Source organism: Micromonospora sp. NPDC057141, assembly GCF_042670805.1.
GTDB lineage: Bacteria > Actinomycetota > Actinomycetes > Mycobacteriales > Micromonosporaceae > Micromonospora.
In genome coordinates this window covers 16,098-35,438 of sequence record NZ_JBHUVA010000050.1, presented here as the reverse complement: position 1 = coordinate 35,438, position 19,341 = coordinate 16,098, and the positions used below count along the sequence as shown (strand labels likewise).

Annotated in this window: 1 protein-coding gene (cut by a window edge); it reads right to left on the bottom strand. The window is 76.3% G+C overall.

Annotation, left to right across the window (positions count from 1 at the left end):
- Positions 1 to 19,316, bottom strand: the 5' portion of a protein-coding gene (locus tag ACFT41_RS22235) for a type I polyketide synthase (RefSeq protein WP_377613966.1). The gene continues 10,747 nt to the left of window position 1, outside the view; 19,316 of the gene's 30,063 nt are visible here — the first part of the coding sequence; its start codon is at positions 19,314 to 19,316; its stop codon lies off the left edge, out of view.
- Positions 19,317 to 19,341 lie beyond the last annotated feature (25 nt).

Genomic DNA, 19,341 nt, shown 5'->3' with positions numbered 1-19,341 from the left:
ACCCGGTCGCCGTCCCGCGCGACGACCGCCCCCCGGGTCACCACGACGAGCCGCGTGCCGGCGAGCGCGTCGGCCGCCAGCCAGGTCTGCACCGTGCGCAGCACGTCCGCCGTCACCGCCCGTACCGCGTCGGGGTTGGGGTGAGGGGCGGCGACCGGCAGCACGAGGGCGCGCGGCGCGTCTGCCCCTGCCGCCACCGCCGCCAGCAGGGCCGCCACGTCGGGGTACGCCGCCAACTGGGCCCCGCCCGCGAGCGCGCGGGGGAACCCGGGCGCGGTGGTGTCCGGGTCGGCGAGCAGCGCCCAGCCGGACATGTCGCCGGCCGCAACGACGTCGGCGGCCTGCCAGACGACCTCGAACAGCGACCGGGACGCCGCACCCGCGACGCCCACCCCGGTCAACTCCCGCAACACGATCGAGTCCACCGACACCACCGGCGAACCCGACTCGTCCACCGCCACAAGACGCACACCCGAACCCGAGCGCGTCAACCGCACCCGCAACACCCGCGCACCCGACGCATGCACCTGCACACCCGAGAACACGAACGGCACCCGCGCACCCGACGACTTCTCGGCGAGCAGCAGCCCGATGGGGTGCAGAGCGGCATCCAACAGCGCCGGATGCAGCCCGAACCCGCCCACTCCCCCCGCCTCATCGGGCAGAGCCACCTCGGCGAACGCCTCACCGTCACCGGCCCACACCCGACGCAACCCACGGAACACCGGCCCATACACCAGACCAAGCCCCGCCAAACCCTCATACCACCCCGAAACATCCACCTCCGACACACCCACCGGCGGCCACACCCCCACCACCGGTTCCTCGACCGCGACCGGCTCCAACACACCCTCGGCATGCCGAACCCAGGCGGGGTCGTCGTCGCGTCGCGAGTAGATGGTCACCGCCCGCTGCGGGGCGTCGGCGGGGCCGTCGACACGTACCTGGATGCGCACGCTGCCGGCGTCCGGTACGACCAGCGGCGCGGCCATGGTCAGCTCCCGCAGCCGGGACAGCCCCGCCTCGTCGCCGGCCCGGACGGCCAGCTCCACGAGGGCGGTGCCCGGCACGAGCGTCGCGCCGGAGACCGCGTGGTCGGCCAGCCACGGGTACGCGGCGAGGGACAGCCGGCCGGTGAGCACCACCTCGTCGTTGCCGGCCAGGTCGACGGACGCGCCGAGCAGCGGGTGTCCAGCCTCGCCCAGCCCGGCCCCCGACACGTCGCCGATGCGGGGCCGGCCGGCGTTGGGCCAGTACCGTTGGTGCTGGAACGCGTACGTGGGCAGGTCGAGTCGCTGCGGGTGCGTCCCGGCGAACCACTGCCGCCACGGCACCGGCACCCCGGCCACGTGCAACTCCGCCAGGGCGGCCAGCAGCCCGGTGGCCTCGGGCCGGTCGCGGCGCTGGGCCGCAACGGTCAGCACTCTCTCGTCGCCGGGCAGGACGTCGGCGGCCATGGCGGTCAGCACGCTCTGCGGCCCGACCTCCAGGAAGGTGTCGACGCCGGCCGCCCGCAACGCGGTGACCCCGTCGGCGAACCGGACGGCCTCGCGGACGTGCCGCACCCAGTAGTCCGGGGTGCGGATCTCGTCACCGTCGGCGGGCGCGCCGGTCAGGTTCGACACCACCGGCAACAACGGCGCGCCGAACGTGAGCGTCTCCAGGGCCACGCGGAACTCGGCGAGCATCGGCTCCATCAGCGGACTGTGGAACGCGTGGCTGACCGCCAACCGGCGCGTCCGGACACCCTGCTCCCGCCACGCCTGCTCGACCTCGGCCAGGGCCTCGACCGCACCGGAGACGACCACGGCCGACGGGCCGTTCACGGCGGCGATGCCCACCCGGTCGGTCATCCCGTCCAACGAGGCCAGCACGTCTGCCTCGGGTGCGGCGACCGCGAGCATCCCGCCGCCGGCCGGCAACGCCTGCATCAACCGGCCCCGCGCGGCCACCAGCGCGCACGCGTCGGCCAGGGACAGCACCCCGGCCACGTGTGCAGCGGTGATCTCGCCGACCGAGTGCCCACCGACGAAGTCCGGCACGATCCCGAACGACTCGACGAGGCGGAACAACGCCACCTCGACCGCGAACAGCCCGGCCTGCGTGAACACGGTCTGATCCAGCAACGCCGCCTCGGCGGAACCCGCCGCCGCGAACAACACCGGCTTGAGCGGCTGCGGCAGCAACGGATCCAAGTGACCGCACACCTCGTCCAACGCGGTCGCGAACACCGGGAACACCACCGACAGTCCCCGACCCATGCCCGCACGCTGCGCACCCTGACCGGGAAACAGCAGGGCCAGGTGACCGCGTTGTTCCGGAGCCCCGACGACCACCGCCCCGGACGGCTCACCCGCCGCCAGAGCCCGCAGCCCGGCCAGCAGCTCCTCCCGACCAGCAGCCGACACCACCGCCCGCTGCTCCAACGCCGGACGCGTCGCCACCGACGACCACGCCACGTCGACGGCGGCAAGGGCCTCATCGCCGGCCAGCCAGCGGGCCCACCGACCCGCCTGCCCCGCGAGGGCGGCATCCGTCCGGGCGGACAGCAGCACCGGCACCACCGGCGGCGTCCGCTCCACCACCACACCCTCGACGACCTCCGCCGGAGGCTGCTCGATGATCACATGCGCGTTCGTCCCGGAAATCCCGAACGACGACACCGCCGCCCGACGCGCCCGACCCACCACCGGCCACGGCATCGCCTCGGTCGCCAGGGCAACCGCCCCGGCGGCCCAGTCGACGTGCGGCGACAGCTCGTCCACATGCAGCGTCGACGGCACCACACCGTGCCGCATCGCCATGACCATCTTGATCACACCAGCCACACCCGCAGCCGCCTGCGTGTGACCGATGTTCGACTTGACCGACCCGAGCAGCAGCGGACGGTCGGCGGGCCGGTCCTGCCCATACGTCGCCAGCAACGCCTGCGCCTCGATCGGATCACCCAACGTCGTGCCCGTGCCGTGCGCCTCCACCGCGTCCACATCCGCCGTGGACAACCGGGCATTCGCCAGGGCCTGCCGGATCACCCGCTGCTGCGACGGACCATTCGGCGCAGTCAACCCGTTCGACGCACCATCCTGATTCACCGCCGTGCCCCGCACCACGGCAAGGATCCGCCGACCCTCCCGCCGCGCGTCGGAGAGCCGCTGCACCAGCAGCACGCCGATGCCCTCGGACCAGCCCGTCCCGTCCGCCGACGCGGCGAACGACCTGCACCGCCCGTCGGCCGACAGCCCACGCTGCCGGGAGAACTCCACGAACGTCCCCGGCGTCGCCATCACCGTCACACCACCGGCCAGCGCCAGATCACACTCACCCGACCGCAACGCCTGCGCCGCCAGATGCAACGCCACCAGCGACGACGAGCACGCCGTGTCCACCGTCACCGCCGGCCCCTCCAGACCGAACGTGTAAGCCACCCGCCCCGACAGCACACTGCCCGACGTGCCGGTGCCCACGTAGCCCTCGGTGTCCGGCGGCAGGTCGGCCAGCCGGGAGGCGTAGTCGTGGTACATGACGCCCGCGAACACGCCCGTGCGGCTGCCGCGCAGCCGGTGCGGGTCGACCCCGGCGGACTCGAACGTCTCCCACGACGCCTCCAGCAGCAACCGCTGCTGCGGGTCCATGGCGACCGCCTCGCGGGGCGAGATGCCGAAGAACGCCGGGTCGAAGTCCGCGGCGTCGCGCAGGAAGCCGCCGTGCCGGGTGTACGAGGTGCCGCTGCGGTCGGGGTCCGGGTCGAACAGGGTGTCGAGGTCCCAGCCCCGGTCGGCCGGGAACTCGGAGATGCCGTCCCCACCGGCCGCGAGGAGGGCCCACAGGTCGTCGGGGCTTTCCACCCCGCCCGGGTAGCGGCAGGCCATGCCGACGATCGCGATCGGCTCGTCGGTGCCGGTGACGGCGCGGGCCACCGACCGGCGGGCGGTGAGCTGACCGGACACCTGCTCGTAGAGGTGCCCGGCGAGCACGGCGGGGGTCGGGTAGTCGAACACCAGCGTCGAACCGAGCCGCAGCCCTGTCGCCGCGTTGACCCGGTTGCGCAGGTCCACCGCCGTCAACGAGTCGAAACCCAACTCCCGGAACGCCCGATCCGCCGGCACCGCCTCCGCACCACCATGCCCCAACACCTGCGCCACCAGGCCCCGCACCAGCACGTCGATCTGGGCGCGGGCATCGTCGGAGGCCAGGCCCGCGAGCTGGTCGGCCCAGGCCCCGCCGCCCTGCCCGGCCTGCCGGCGGGCGGTGGTCGCCCCGACGAGGGCACGCAGCATCGCCGGGACCGGGCCGCCCCCGCCGAGGGCGGCCCGCATGGCCGCTACGTCGAGCACGGCCGGCACCAGCGCGGGCTGTCCCGCCTCGAGGGCGGCGTCGAACAGTTCGAGACCGGTGGCGGCGCTCATCGCCGAGATGCCCGCGCGAGCGGACCGGGCGCGGTCGGCGTCGCTGACCGTCGCGGCCATCCCGTCGGTGTCCCACATCCCCCACGCCAGCGACACCGCCGGCAGACCGGCCCGCCGCCGATACGCCGCCAGCCCGTCCAGGAACGCGTTCCCCGCCGCGTACGCACCCTGCCCCGGAGAGCCCAGCACCCCCGCGATCGACGAGAACACCACGAACAGATCCAGGTCCAGCCCAGCCGTCGCCTCGTGCAGATGCCACGCCGCGTCCACCTTCGGGGCGAGGACCCGGGCCAGCCGACCGGCGTCGATGCCGGTGACCACCGCGTCGTCGAGCACCCCGGCGGTGTGCACCACCCCGGCGAGGCGACCGCCGTCGGCGGTGAGCCGCCCGATCAGGGCACGCACGGCGTCGGCGTCCGTCACGTCACAGGCCGACACCGCCACCGACGCGCCCAGCCCCGACAGCCGCTCGACCACGGCGTCCGCGCCGGCGGCAGCCCCGCCCCGGCGCGACACGAGCACCAACGACCGCACCCCGTGCACCGACACCAGATGCTCCGCGACCAGAGCACCCAACGCACCCGTACCACCGGTCACGAGCACCGCGCCGTCGCCGACGGTCACCGGAGTGTCCGACGCCGACGCACGCACCAGGCGCGGCACCCACACCGCACCCGCACGCACCGCCACCTGACCACCCACGACGGCGTCGTCGGCCGCCTGGGTGAGCAGGCCCAGGGCGTGCGCGTCGACGTCGCCGTCGACGTCGGCGAGGACGATCCGGCCCGGGTGTTCGGTCTGCGCCGAGCGGAGCAGGCCCCACACGGCCGAGCCCGCAAGGTCCACGACCGGATCGTCCGGCCCGGCGGCCACTGCGCCCCGGGTGACGACGACGAGACGCGTGTCGGCGAGCGCGTCGGCGGCCAGCCACGCCTGGGTGGCCGCGAGGACGCCGGAGGTGACCGCCCGCACCGCGTCGGGGACGGCGGCGTCGGGGACGGCGGCGTCGGGGACGGCGGCGGGCAGCAGCAGGCGCCGGGGCGCGGTGGCGCGGCCGGCGGTGACGGCCTCGGCCAGCGTCGCCACGTCGGCGTACGCCGGCAGGCCGGGCAGCGTGGCCGGCAGGTCCTCGTCGGTGAGCAGCGCCCAGCCGGACAGCTCACCGGCCGGGGCGATGTCGGCGGCCTGCCAGGTCACCTCGAACAGCGACCGGGACGCCGCACCCGCGACGCCCACCCCGGTCAACTCCCGCAACACGATCGAGTCCACCGACACCACCGGCGCACCCGACTCGTCCGCCGCCACCAACCGCACATCCGAACCCACCCGACTCAACCGCACCCGCAACACCCGCGCACCCGACGCATGCACCTGCACACCCGAGAACACGAACGGCACCCGCGCCCCTGCCGGCCCCTCGTCGGCCAGCAACAACCCGATCGGATGCAACGCCGCGTCCAACAACGCCGGATGCACCCCGAACTCCGCCGCACCCTCCACCCCGTCAGGCAGAGCCACCTCGGCGAACACCTCACCGCCACCAGCCCACACCCGACGCAACCCACGGAACGCCGGCCCATACACCAGACCAAGCCCCGCCAAACCCTCATACCACCCCGAAACATCCACCTCCGACACACCCACCGGCGGCCACACCCCCACCACCGGCTCCCCCGACGACACCCCCTCCACCACACCCTCGGCATGCCGAACCCACTCGGATTCACCGTCGGGCTGGGCGTGTACCGCGACGGGCCGGGCTCCGGTCGGGTCGGGCGCGCCGACGCGCACCTGGACCCGTACGCCGCCGGTGGCGGGCAGGACGAGCGGCGCGGCGATGGTGAGTTCCCGGAGGCGGGAGACGCCGGCCTCGTCGCCGGCCCGGACGGCCAACTCCACGAGGGCGGTGCCGGGGACGACGACCGCGCCGGAGACGGTGTGCTCGGCGAGCCACGGGTGGGTGGCGACGGAGAGGCGGCCGGTGAGCACCACCATGTCCTCACCGGCGACGGTGACGGCCGCGCCGAGCAGCGGGTGCCCGGCCGCGCCGAGGCCGGCGCCGGTGACGTCGCCCGCGCGGGCCCGGCCGATGCCGAGCCAGTACCGCTGGTGCTGGAACGCGTACGTGGGCAGGTCGATGCGCTGCGGGTCGGTGCCGGCGTACCACTGGGTCCAGGTGACCGGCACGCCGTGGACGTGCAGTTCGGCCAGGGCGGCGAGCAGCGCCCGCGCGGCGGGCCGGTCACGGCGCTGCGTGGCGACGGTCAGCACGTCCTCGTCGCCGGGCAGGTTGTCGGCGGCCATGGCCGTGAGGACGCTCTGCGGGCCGACCTCCAGGAACGTGCCCACCCCGGCGGCGCGCAGCGCGGCGACCCCGTCGCCGAACCGCACGGCCTCCCGCACGTGCCGCACCCAGTAGTCCGGGGTGCGGATGTCGTCACCGTCGGCCAACGCCCCGGTCAGGTTCGACACGACCGGCACCAACGGCGTCCGGAACGCCAGCCCGTCGAGGACGGCCCGGAACTCGGCCAGCATCGGCTCCATCAACGGGCTGTGGAACGCATGGCTGACGGCGAGCCGGCGGGTGCGGACGCCCCGGTCCCGCCACGCCCGCTCGACCTCGTCGAAGGTCTCGACGGCACCGGAGACCACCACGGCCGACGGGCCGTTGACGGCCGCGATCCCGATCCGGCCGGTCAGCCCGTCCAGCGAGGCCAGCGCGTCGAGGGAGGAGAGCACGTCTGCCTCGGGCGCGGCCACCGCGAGCATCCCGCCGCCGGCCGGCAACGCCTGCATCAACCGACCCCGCGCCGCGACGAGGGCGCACGCGTCCGCCAGGGACAGCACGCCGGCCACGTGCGCGGCGGTGATCTCCCCCACCGAGTGCCCGCCGACGAAGTCCGGCACCACCCCGAACGACTCGACGAGGCGGAACAACGCCACCTCGACCGCGAACAGGCCCGCCTGCGTGAACTCGGTCTGATCCAGCAGCGCCGCCTCGCCGGAACCCTCCGGAGCGAACAGCACCTCCCGCAGAGGCCGGGGCAGCAACGGGTCCAGGTGACCGCACACCTCGTCCAACGCGGCGGCGAACACCGGGAACGCCTCCGACAGCTCCCGACCCATCCCGGCGCGCTGCGCGCCCTGACCCGAGAAGAGGACGGCGAGCTGACCCTTGGGGGCTCCGGTGGCGGTGACGACGGTGCCGGTCGGCTCACCGGCGGCGAGGGCGCGCAGCCCGGCGAGCAGCTCGTCGCGGTCCGCCGCGGCGAGCACGGCGCGGTGTTCCAGGGCGGCCCGGGTGACGACGGACGACCAGCCCACGTCGGCGGGGCGGGGGGTCGGGCCGGCGGCGAGCCAGCGGGCCCAGCGGTCGGCCTGGGCGGCGAGGGCCGCCTCGGAGCGGGCCGACAGCAGCACGGCCGCAGGTGCCGTCGGGTCGGGCGCGCCACCGGGGCTGGTGGGCGCGCCGCCTCGGCGGTCGGACGCGCCGCCGGGGCGGGCGGGCCGGTTCTCGGCGGGCGGTTGCTCGATGACGACGTGGGCGTTGGTGCCGCTGACCCCGAACGAGGAGATGGCGGCGCGGCGGGGGCGGCCCGTCTCGGGCCAGGGCCGGGCCTCGGTGACCAGTTCGACCGCGCCGGCCGTCCAGTCGATGTGCGGGGACGGCTCGTCGACGTGCAGCGTCGCCGGTGCCACGCCGTGCCGCATCGCCATGATCATCTTGATGATGCCGGCGACCCCGGCGGCGGCCTGGGTGTGGCCGATGTTCGACTTGATCGACCCGAGCAGCAGCGGACGGTCGGCGGGCCGGTCCTGCCCATACGTCGCCAGCAACGCCTGCGCCTCGATCGGATCACCCAGGGTCGTGCCCGTGCCGTGCGCCTCCACGGCGTCCACGTCCGCCGTGGTCAGCCGCGCATTCGCCAGGGCCTGCCGGATCACCCGCTGCTGCGACGGACCATTCGGCGCCGTCAACCCGTTCGACGCACCATCCTGATTCACCGCCGTGCCCCGCACCACGGCAAGGATCCGCCGACCCTCCCGCCGCGCGTCGGAGAGCCGCTGCACCAGCAACATCCCGACGCCCTCCGACCAACCCGTCCCGTCCGCCGACGCCGCGAACGACCTGCACCGCCCGTCGGCCGACAGCCCACGCTGCCGGGAGAACTCCACGAACGTCCCCGGCGTCGCCATCACCGTCACACCACCGGCCAGCGCCAGATCACACTCACCCGACCGCAACGCCTGCGCCGCCAAGTGCAACGCCACCAGCGACGACGAGCACGCCGTGTCCACGGTCACCGCCGGCCCCTCCAGGCCGAACGTGTAGGCGACCCGGCCGGAGACGACGCTGCCGGAGTTGCCGGTGCCGATATAGCCCTCGAGACCCTCCGGCAGCTCCTGCACCTGGGAGGCGTAGTCGTGGTACATCAGGCCGGCGAACACGCCGGTGCGGCTGCCCCGCACCCGGGCCGGGTCGAGGCCGGCGGACTCGAACGTCTCCCACGACGCCTCCAGCAGCAACCGCTGCTGCGGATCCATGGCGACCGCCTCGCGGGGCGAGATGCCGAAGAAGGCGGGGTCGAACTCGGCGGCCCCGGGGAGGAAGCCGCCGTGCCGGGCGTACGAGGTGCCGGGGTGGTCGGGGTCGGGGTGGAACAGGGACTCCAGGTCCCAACCCCGGTCGACGGGAAACTCGGAGATCCCGTCCCCGCCGGCCGCCAGCAGCGCCCACAGGTCGTCGGGGCTGGCCACCCCGCCCGGGTAACGGCAGGCCATGCCGACGATCGCGATCGGCTCGTCGCCGCCGGTGGCGGCGGCGACCGGGTCGGGCCGGTCGACGGTGGCACCGGTGAGCTGCTCGTGCACGTGCGCGGCGAGGGCGGCCGGCGTCGGGTAGTCGAACACCAGCGTGGACGCCAGCCGCAGCCCCGTCGCCGCGTTCACCCGGTTGCGCAGGTCCACCGCCGTCAACGAGTCGAAACCCAACTCCCGGAACGCCCGATCCGCCGGCACCGCCTCCACACCACCATGCCCCAACACCTGCGCCACCAGGCCCCGCACCAGCACGTCGACCTGGACGCGCGCCTCGTCGGGGGCGAGTGCGACGAGGCGCTGCGCCCAGCCGCCGGCCGCGCCGCCGCCAGCCTGCCGCCGGGCGGTCGCGGTGCCGACGAGGGCGCGCAGCATCGGCGGTACGCCGGTGGCGGTGGCCGCCGCCCGCAGCGCGGGCACGTCGACGACGGCGGGGACGAGCGCGGCGGCGTCGGTGGCGACGGCCGCGTCGAACAGGGCGACGCCGACGGGCCCGGTGATCAGGCCGAGGCCGGAGCGGGTGACCCGGGACCGGTCGGCGGCGCCGAGGGTGGCGGCCATGCCATCGGTGTCCCACATGCCCCAGGCCAGGGAGTGCGCGGGCAGGCCACGGCTGCGGCGGTGGGCGGCGAGGGCGTCGAGGAAGTGGTTGGCGGCGGCGTACGCGCCCTGACCCGGGGAACCGAGGACCCCGGCGATGGAGGAGAACACCACGAACAGGTCGAGGTCGAGGCCGGCGGTGGCCTCGTGCAGGTGCCACGCGGCGTCGACCTTCGGGGCGAGCACCCGGGCCAGCCGATCGGCGTCGATGCCGGTGACCACCGCGTCGTCGAGCACCCCGGCGGTGTGCACCACCCCGGCCAGCCGACCGCCGTCGGTGAGCCGCCCGACGAGGGCGCGCACGACGTCGGGGTCGGTGACGTCGCAGGCGAGCACGTCGACCCGCGCGCCGAGGGCGGTCAGCTCGGCGGCGAGGTCGGCCGCCCCGTCGGCGGCGGGGCCGCGCCGGCTGACCAGGGCGAGGGAGTCCACGCCCCAGCCGGTGACGAGGTGCCGGGCGAGCAGCGCGCCGAGGGCACCGGTGCCACCGGTGACCAGGACGGTGCCGCCGGGGGAACGCCGGGCGGGCGCGGGTGGGATGTCGGCGCGTACCAGACGGGGGATGTAGGTCGTGTCGGCGCGGACGGCGAGCTGCGCCCGCCCCACATCGTCGGCGGCGGCGGCGAGCAGCGCGACGGCGGGCGCGTCGAGGGCCCGGTCGAGGTCGGCCAGGACGATGCGGCCGGGGTGCTCGGACTGGGCGGAGCGCAGCAGGCCCCACACGGCCGCGCCGGTCAGCTCGTCGGCGGGGTCGGCGTCGGTGGCCCGCACCGCGCCCCGGGTGACCACCGCGAGGCGGGTGTCGGCGAGGGTGTCGGCGGCGAGCCACGCCTGGACGGCGGCGAGCACGGCGGCGGTGCCGGCCCGCACGGCGGCGGGCAGCTCGTCGGCGGGCAGGCCGACGGGCGTCGCGGGCACGGGCAGCAGGACCAGCGCGGGTACGTCGGCGGCGGCGGCCAGCTCGGCGACGCCCGGGTGGGCGGGGACGCCGGGCAGCGCGGGCGCGGCGGGGCCGAGGAGGGCGGCGCGGGGGGCGTCGGCGGGGGTGAGCGGCTCGGCCCGCCAGTCGACGCGGAACAGCGACCGGGCGGCGAGGGTGGCCGCCGACGGGTCGACGCCGGTCATCTCGCGCAGGACGAGGGAGTCGACGGTGACCACGGGCCGGTCGGTGTCGTCGACGGCGAGCAGCCGCACGGCGGTTCCGGCGCGGGTGAGCCGGACGCGGAGGGTGTCCGCGCCGACGGCGTGCACCTGGACGCCCGCGAACGCGAACGGGGCCTTGGGGCCGGTGGTGCCGTCGCCGGGCAGCAGGGCGGTGGGGTGCAGGGCGGCGTCGAGCAGCGCGGGGTGCACGCCGAAGCCGGCGCCGCCGTCGGCGGTGGCGGTGGCGGCGGCGGCGGCGGGCAGGGTCACCTCGGCGTAGACGGTGTCGTCGCCGGCCGTCCAGGCGCGGCGCAAACCCTGGAACACCGGCCCGTACGTCATGCCGTGGCCGGCGAGGGCGTCGTACCAGCCGGCGAGGTCGGCCTCGACGGCGTCGGCGGGGGGCCACGCGCCGAGGCCGGCGTCGGCGGTGGGGTCGACGGCGGTGAGCAGGCCCTCGGCGTGCCGCACCCAGTCGCCGTCGGGGTCGTGGTCGGGCTGGGAGTGCACGGCGACGGCCCGCCAGCCGGTGCCGTCGCGCGGGCCGACGCGGACCTGGACGCGCACCGCGCCCTGGGCGGGGAGCACGAGCGGGGCGGCGATGGTCAGCTCCCCCACCCGGCAGGGGCCGAACTCGTCGCCGGCCCGCAACGCCAGCTCGACGAGCGCGGTGCCGGGGACGACGACCGCGCCGGCGACCACGTGGTCGGCCAGCCACGGCTGGGCGGCGACGGAGAGCCGGCCGGTGAGCACGGCCGCGTCCTCGCCGGCGAGCCGGACGGCGGCGGCGAGCAGGGGGTGCCCGGCGGCGCCGAGGCCCGCGCCGGAGACGTCGGAGGCGCGGCCGGCGGGCCGCAGCCAGAACCGTTCCCGCGCGAACGCGTACGTGGGCAGGTCGACCCGGGTCGGGGCGGCGTCGGCGAGCAGCGGGGTCCAGTCGACGGTGGCCCCGGCGGCGTACAGCTCGGCGAGGGCGGTGAGCAGGGCGCGGGGCTCGGCGCGGTCGCGGCGCTGGGCCGGCACGGCGAGGAGGTCGTCGCCGTCGCCGTCGCCGGTCAGGGTCTCGCGGACCAGGGCGGTGAGCACCGCGCCGGGGCCGATCTCGACGAACGTGTCCGCCCCGGCGGCGCGTAGCGCGGCGACCCCGTCGGCGAAGCGGACGGCCTCGCGGACGTGTCGCACCCAGTAGTCGGCGGTGCGGATCTCGTCGCCGACGGCGAGCGCCCCGGTCACGTTCGACACCACCGGCACCAGCGGCGCGGCGAACGACAGCGACTCCAACACGGCCCGGAACTCGGCCAGCATCGGCTCCATCAACGGGCTGTGGAACGCGTGGCTGACGGTCAGCCGACGGGTCCGGACGCCCCGCCCCCGCCACGCCCGCTCGACCTCGGCCAGGGCCTCGACCGCCCCGGAGACGACCACGGCCGACGGCCCGTTCACGGCGGCGATGCCGACGTCGGCGCGGCCGGCGACGGACTCGGCCACCTCGGCCTCGGCGGCGTTGACGGCGAGCATCCCGCCGCCGGCCGGCAGCGCCTGCATGAGCCGACCCCGGGCGGCGACCAGCGCGCACGCGTCGGCGAGGGACAGCACGCCGGCCACGTGCGCCGCCGCGATCTCCCCCACCGAGTGGCCGCCGACGAAGTCCGGCACCACCCCGAACGACTCGACGAGGCGGAACAGCGCCACCTCGACGGCGAACAGGCCGGCCTGGGTGAACGCCGTCTGGTCCAGCAGCGCCGCCTCGGCGGAACCCTCGTCCGCGAACAGCACCGGCTGCAACGGCTGCGGCAGCAGCGGATCGAGCTGCCCGCACACCTCGTCCAGCGCCGCCGCGAACGCCGGGAACGCGGCGTACAGCTCCCGGCCCATGCCGGCGCGCTGCGCGCCCTGGCCGGAGAAGAGCAGGGCGACGGGGCCCCGCTCGGTGGCGCGGCCGGTGACGGCGGCGTCGGTGGGTTCGCCGGCGGCGAGGGCGGTCAGGGCGGCGGTCAGCTCGGCGTGGTCGGCGGCGAGCAGCACCGCGCGGTGCTCCAGGGCGGTGCGGGCGGCCAGCGACGTCCAGCCGACGTCGACCAGCCGGGGCAGGTCGCCGCCGGTGAACCGGTCGGCCCAGCGGCGGGCCCAGCGGGTGGCCTGGCGGACCAGGCCGCCCTCGCCCCGGGCGGAGAGCAGCACCGGCACCAGCGCCGGGGCAGGCCGCTCGGCGGTCGCGCCGTGCGCCTGCTTCACGGTCGCGCCGTGCGGTTGCTCCCTGGCCTCGCCGTCGGCCGGCGGTGCGGGCGGCTGCTCGATGATGATGTGCGCGTTGGTGCCGCTGACCCCGAACGACGACACGGCGGCCCGGCGCGGCCGGTCCACCTGCGGCCACGGCCGGGCCTCGGTGAGCAGCTCCACCGCGCCGGCCGACCAGTCGACGTGCGGGGTGGGCTCGTCGACGTGCAGGGTCGGCGGCAGGGTGCCGTGGCTCAGGGCCTGCACCATCTTGATCACCCCGGCGACGCCGGCGGCGGCCTGGGTGTGCCCGATGTTCGACTTGATCGAGCCCAGCCACAGGGGACGGTCGGCGGGCCGGTCCTGCCCGTACGTCGCCAGCAGCGCCTGCGCCTCGATCGGGTCGCCGAGGGTGGTGGCGGTGCCGTGGGCCTCGACGGCGTCCACGTCGGCGGTGGTCAGCCGCGCGTTGGCGAGGGCCTGCCGGATGACGCGCTGCTGCGCCGGCCCGTTGGGGGCGGTCAGCCCGTTGGACGCGCCGTCCTGGTTGACGGCGGAGCCGCGTACGACGGCGAGGATCCGGTGGCCGCGACGTTGGGCGTCGCTGAGTCGTTCGACGAGGAGCACGCCGACGCCCTCGCCCCAGCCGGTGCCGTCGGCGGCGGCGGCGAACGAGCGGCACCGCCCGTCGGCGGCGAGGCCGCCCTGCCGGGTGAACTCGACGAACGCGCCGGGGGTGACCATGACGGTCACGCCGCCGGCCACGGCGAGGTCGCACTCGCCCTGCCGCAGCGACTGCACGGCCAGGTGCAGGGCGACCAGCGACGACGAGCAGGCGGTGTCGACGGTGACGGCCGGCCCCTCCAGGCCGAACGTGTAGGAGACGCGGCCGGAGATGACGCTGTGCGCGCCGCCGGTGAGCCGGTAGCCGTCCAGGTCGGGGGTCTCGTCGCCGTTGCCGTAGCCGGACGGGGACGCGCCGACGAACACGCCGGTCGGGGTGCCGTGCAGGCTGTCGGGGGCGACGCCGGCCTGCTCGAACGCCTCCCAGGTGGCCTCCAGCAGCAGCCGCTGCTGCGGGTCCATCGCGAGGGCCTCGCGGGGGGAGATGCCGAAGAAGACGGGGTCGAAGTCGGCGGCCCGGTCGACGAACCCGCCGTGCCGGGTGTACGAGCGTCCGGGCGCGTCGGGGTCGGCGGCGAGGAGCCGGTCGAGGTCCCAGTGCCGGTCGGGGGCGAACTCGGTGACGCCGTCGCGGCCGGCGGCGACGAGGTCCCACAGCCCGTCGGGGTCGCTGACGCCGCCCGGGTAGCGGCAGCTCATGCCGACGATGGCGATGGGTTCGTCGGCGGCGGCCGGGCCGGTGCCGACCCCCGGGTTCCCGGCGGCGGGCGCGGTGTCGTCGAGCCGCAGCAGGGCGGCCAGATGCCCGGCGAGGGCGGCCGGGTTGGGGTAGTCGAAGATGAGGGTGGTGGGCAGGGCCAGCCCGGTCGCGGCGGTGAGCTGGTTGCGCAGCTCCACGGCGGTCAGCGAGTCGAAGCCCAGCTCCTTGAACGCCCGCTTCGGCTTGACCGCGTCGGTGCCGGGGTGGCCGAGGACGGCGGCGGCGTGGCCGCGCACCAGGTCGGTGAGCTGCCGGTCCCGTTCGGCGCGGGTCACGGCGGCCAGGTCGCGGCGCAGGGCGGCGGCGTGGTCGGTGATGCCGTCGGCGGGGCGGGCGGCGAGGGCGTCGCGGGCCTCGGCGATGTCGTCGAGCAGCGGGCGGGGCCGGGCGGAGGCGTACGCGGGGGCGAAGTGCTCCCAGGCGACGTCGGCGACGACGAGGCAGGTCTCGCCGTGCTCGACGGCGCGGCGCAGGGCGAGCAGCGCGGCGGCCGGCTGCATCGGGTTGAGGCCGCGCCGGCTGAGCAGCCGCTGCGCCTCCTCTGTGGTGGCCATGCCGCCGTCGGCCCAGGCGCCCCAGGAGACGGAGGTGGCGGCGAGCCCCCGGGCACGGCGCTGCTCGGCGAGCGCGTCGAGGTACGCGTTCGCCGCCGCGTACGCGCCCTGGCCGCCACTGCCCCACACGCCGGAGATGGAGGCGAACGTGACGAACGCGTCGAGCTGCCGGTCGCCGAGCAGCTCGTCGAGGTGCACCGCCCCGGCGACCTTCCCGGCCATGACGTGGTCGAGCACGTCGAGGTCGGTGTCGACGAGCGCGGTGAGCTGGGTGATGCCGGCGGCGTGCAGCACGGCGGTGAGCGGGGCGACGTCGTCGAGGCCGGCGACGAGGGCGGCGACCTGGTCGCGGTCGGCCATGTCGCAGGCGGCGACGGTGACCCGTACGCCGGTTTCGGTCAGCTCGTCGGCCAGCTCGGCCGCGCCGGCGGCGGCGCGGCCCCGGCGGCTGGTGAGCACCAGGTGTTCGGCGCCGTTGGCGGCGAGCCAGCGGGCGGCCTGCGCGCCGATCGCTCCGGTGCCGCCGGTGACGAGGATGGTGCCGCGCGGCTGCCACGACGTGACCCGCCCGGCGGTGCGGGCGGTGGCGCGGGCGAGGCGGCGCACGAACGTGCCGTAGGGGCGGACGGCGAACTGGTCCTCGTCGCCGCCGCCGACCAGGATGCGGGCGACCTCGGCCCAGCAGGCGGCGTCGGGAGCGGCGGGCAGGTCGACGAGGCCGCCCCACTGGCCGGGGTGTTCCAGGCCGACGACCCGGGCGAGGCCCCACAGGGCGTGCTGGGCGGCGCTGGCCACCGGCTCGGCCGGGTCGGTGCCGACGCCGCCGACGGTGAGGCACCACAGCGGGGCGGGCACGTCGGCGTCCCGCAGCGCCTGCACGAGGCGGGTGCTGGCGACCAGGCCGGTGGGGACGCCGGGGTGGCCCGGGTACTGGTCGTCGGCGAGGCCGAGCAGCGACACCACGCCGGCCAGGGGCGCGTCCCGGTGCCCGGCGAGCGCGGCGGCCAGCTCCTCGCGGGTGGCCCCTGCGGGGTCGACGGCGACGCGCCGCACCCGCCGGCCGCCGGTAGCGGTCGGCCCCGTCGCGGCGGCGGGCCCGTCGGCCGGGCCGACGGCGGCGGCTTCGAGGGCGTCCACCCAGGCGGCCACGGTGGCGTCGCCGGCCGGCAGGACCACGAGCAGGTCGCCGGCCACGGTCGGGCCGGCGGGCGGCCCGGCCGGCTTCCAGCCGATCCGGTACGACCAGCCGTCGAGCACGGCCCGCTGCAACCGGGCCCTGCGCCACGACGACAGCACGGGCAGCGCCGGGGCGAGCGCCTCCAGGTCGGCGGGCGGGCCGTCGAGCTGGGCGGCGAGGGCGGCCACGTCGGAGCGTTCCACGGCCGACCAGAACTCGACGTCAACGACGTCGGGGCTGACCGGCCCGGCGGCGGTGCCGGCGGCCAGCCGCTCGGGCCAGTAGCGCTGCCGCTGGAAGGCGTACGTGGGCAGGTCGGTGAGGACGTCGGCGGGGGCGAGAACGCGGCGCAGGTCGACGGCCAGGCCGTGGGCGTGGGCGGCGGCGAGGCTGGTGAGCAGCCGCGCGGCGGCGTCCTCGCCGCGGCGCAGGGTGGCCAGGGCCCGGCCGGCGGTGCCGGTGTCGTCGAGGATCGCGGTCAGCGACATGCTCAGCACCGGGTGCGGGGAGACCTCGACGAAGTCGGTGTGCCCGGCGTCGATCGCGGTGCGCACGGCGGTGTCGAACAGCACCGGCCGGCGCAGGTTCTCCGCCCAGTAGTCGGCGTCGAGGGCGGCGCCGTCGATCCAGGTGCCGGTGACGGTGGAGACGATCCGCACGTCGGCGTCGCGGGGGACGACGCCGGCCAGGTCGGCGCGCATCCGGTCGGCGACGGGCTGCACGGCCGGGGAGTGGGAGGCGTAGTCGATGTCGATGACCCGGGCGCGCACGCCCTCGGCGGCGTACGCGGCGGCCAGGTCGACGACGGCCTGCGGCGGGCCGGAGACGACGGTGGTGCCGGGGCCGTTGACGACGGAGACGCTCAACCCGTCGGGGAGCCGGTCGGCGACCTCGGCGGCCGGCAGGTCGATCGCGACCATCGCGCCGGTGCCGGCGACGCCCGCGAGGGCGCGGGCCCGCAGTGCGAGGATCTTGACGGCGTCGGCGAGGGAGAGTGCCCCGGCGACGTGGGCGGCGACGATCTCGCCCTGGGAGTGGCCGACGACCGCGCGGGGGGTGACGCCGGCGTGCCGCCACACCCGGGCCAAGCCGACGCCGACGGCGAACAGGGCCGGCTGGACGACCTCGGTGCGGGTCAGCCACGACTCGTCGGTGCCGGTGAGGACCGCGACCAGGTCGACGTCGAGCCAGCGGTCGAACTCGGCCTGGCACTCGGCGAGGGCCTCGTCGAAGACGGGGCAGGTGCCGACGAGGCCGGCGGCCATCGAGACGTGCTGGGCGCCCTGGCCGGGGAAGACCCAGACCGGTCCCTCGCCGGGTTCGCCGGCCACGCCGGTGACGACGGTCCCGGCGGGGGTGCCGGCGGCGAGGGCGTCGAGGCCGGCGAGGAACTGCGCCGGGTCTGCCGCGACGACGGCGGCCCGGTGCTCGAACTCGGAGCGGGTGGTGGCGAGGGACCAGGCGAGCCGGGCCGGGTCGAGGCCGGCGCGGGCGCGGGCGTGGCGGGCGAGGCGGGCGGCCTGCGCGCGCAGGGCCGCCGTGGACCGGGCCGACAGCGCCCACACGGTGGCGGCGGGCCCGGCGAGCAGGCCGGGCCGGTCCTGGGGTACGCCGGGGGCGGGCGCGGCGTCGGCCTGTTCGAGGATGACGTGGGCGTTGGTGCCGGAGATGCCGAACGACGACACGGCGGCGCGGCGGGGCCGGTCCACCTCGGGCCAGGGGCGGGGCTCGGTGAGCAGCGACACCGCCCCGGCCGCCCAGTCGATGTGCGGTGACGGGGTGTCGACGTGCAGGGTGGCCGGCAGCAGCCCGTGCCGCATCGCCATGACCATCTTGATGATCCCGGCGATGCCGGCGGCGGACTGGCTGTGCCCGATGTTCGACTTGATCGAGCCCAACCACAGCGGTTCGTGCCCGTCGCGGTCCCGCCCGTACGTGGCGAGCAGCGCCTGCGCCTCGATGGGGTCGCCGAGGGTGGTGCCGGTGCCGTGCGCCTCGACGGCGTCCACGTCGGCGGTGGTGAGCCGGGCGTTGCTCAGCGCCTGCCGGATGACCCGCTGCTGGGCGGGCCCGTTGGGGGCGGTCAGCCCGTTGGACGCGCCGTCCTGGTTTGTCGCGGAGCCGCGCACCACGGCGAGGACGCGGTGACCGTTGCGCTGGGCGTCGGAGAGCCGTTCGACGAGGAGCAGGCCGACGCCCTCGGCCCAGCCGGTGCCGTCGGCGGCGGCGGCGAACGACTTGCACCGCCCGTCGGAGGCGAGGCCGCGCTGCCGGGAGAACCCGACGAACGCGCTGGGGGTGGCCATCACGGTCACGCCGCCCGCGAGGGCCAGGTCGAACTCGCCGGACCGTAGCGCCTGGCAGGCCAGGTGCAGGGCGACCAGCGACGACGAGCAGGCGGTGTCCACGGTGACGGCCGGCCCCTCCAGGCCGAGCGCGTACGCGATGCGACCGGAGACGACACTGGTGGCGGTGCCGGTGAGCAGGTAGCCCTCGTCGGCGCCGACCGCGCCGCCGTCCTGGCCGACGCCGTAGCCGTTGGCGGCGGTGCCGACGAACACGCCGACCTTCTGCCCGCGCACCGACGACGGGGCGATTCCGGCGCTCTCGAACGCCTCCCACGACGTCTCCAGCAGCAGCCGCTGCTGCGGGTCCATGGCCAGCGCCTCGCGGGGGCTGATGCCGAAGAAGTCGGCGTCGAACTCGGCCGCCCCGTAGAGGAAGCCGCCCTGCTGCGTGGTGGAGCGGCCGGCCCGGCCGGCCTCCGGGTCGTACAGGTTGTCCAGGTCCCAGCCCCGGTCGGCGGGGAAGCCGCCGACGGCGTCGCCGCCTGCGGCCACCAGGTCCCACAGCTCGTCGGGGGACGACACCCCGCCCGGGTAGCGGCAGGACATCGCCACGATGGCGATCGGCTCCCGGGCCGCCGCCGTCAGCTGCTGGTTGAGCTGCTTGAGCCGGCTGGTCTCCTTGAGCGAAGCCCGAAGCGCCTCGACGACCTTATCTGCAGACGTGGACATCAGTTACTCCGTACGTGGGGCAAGG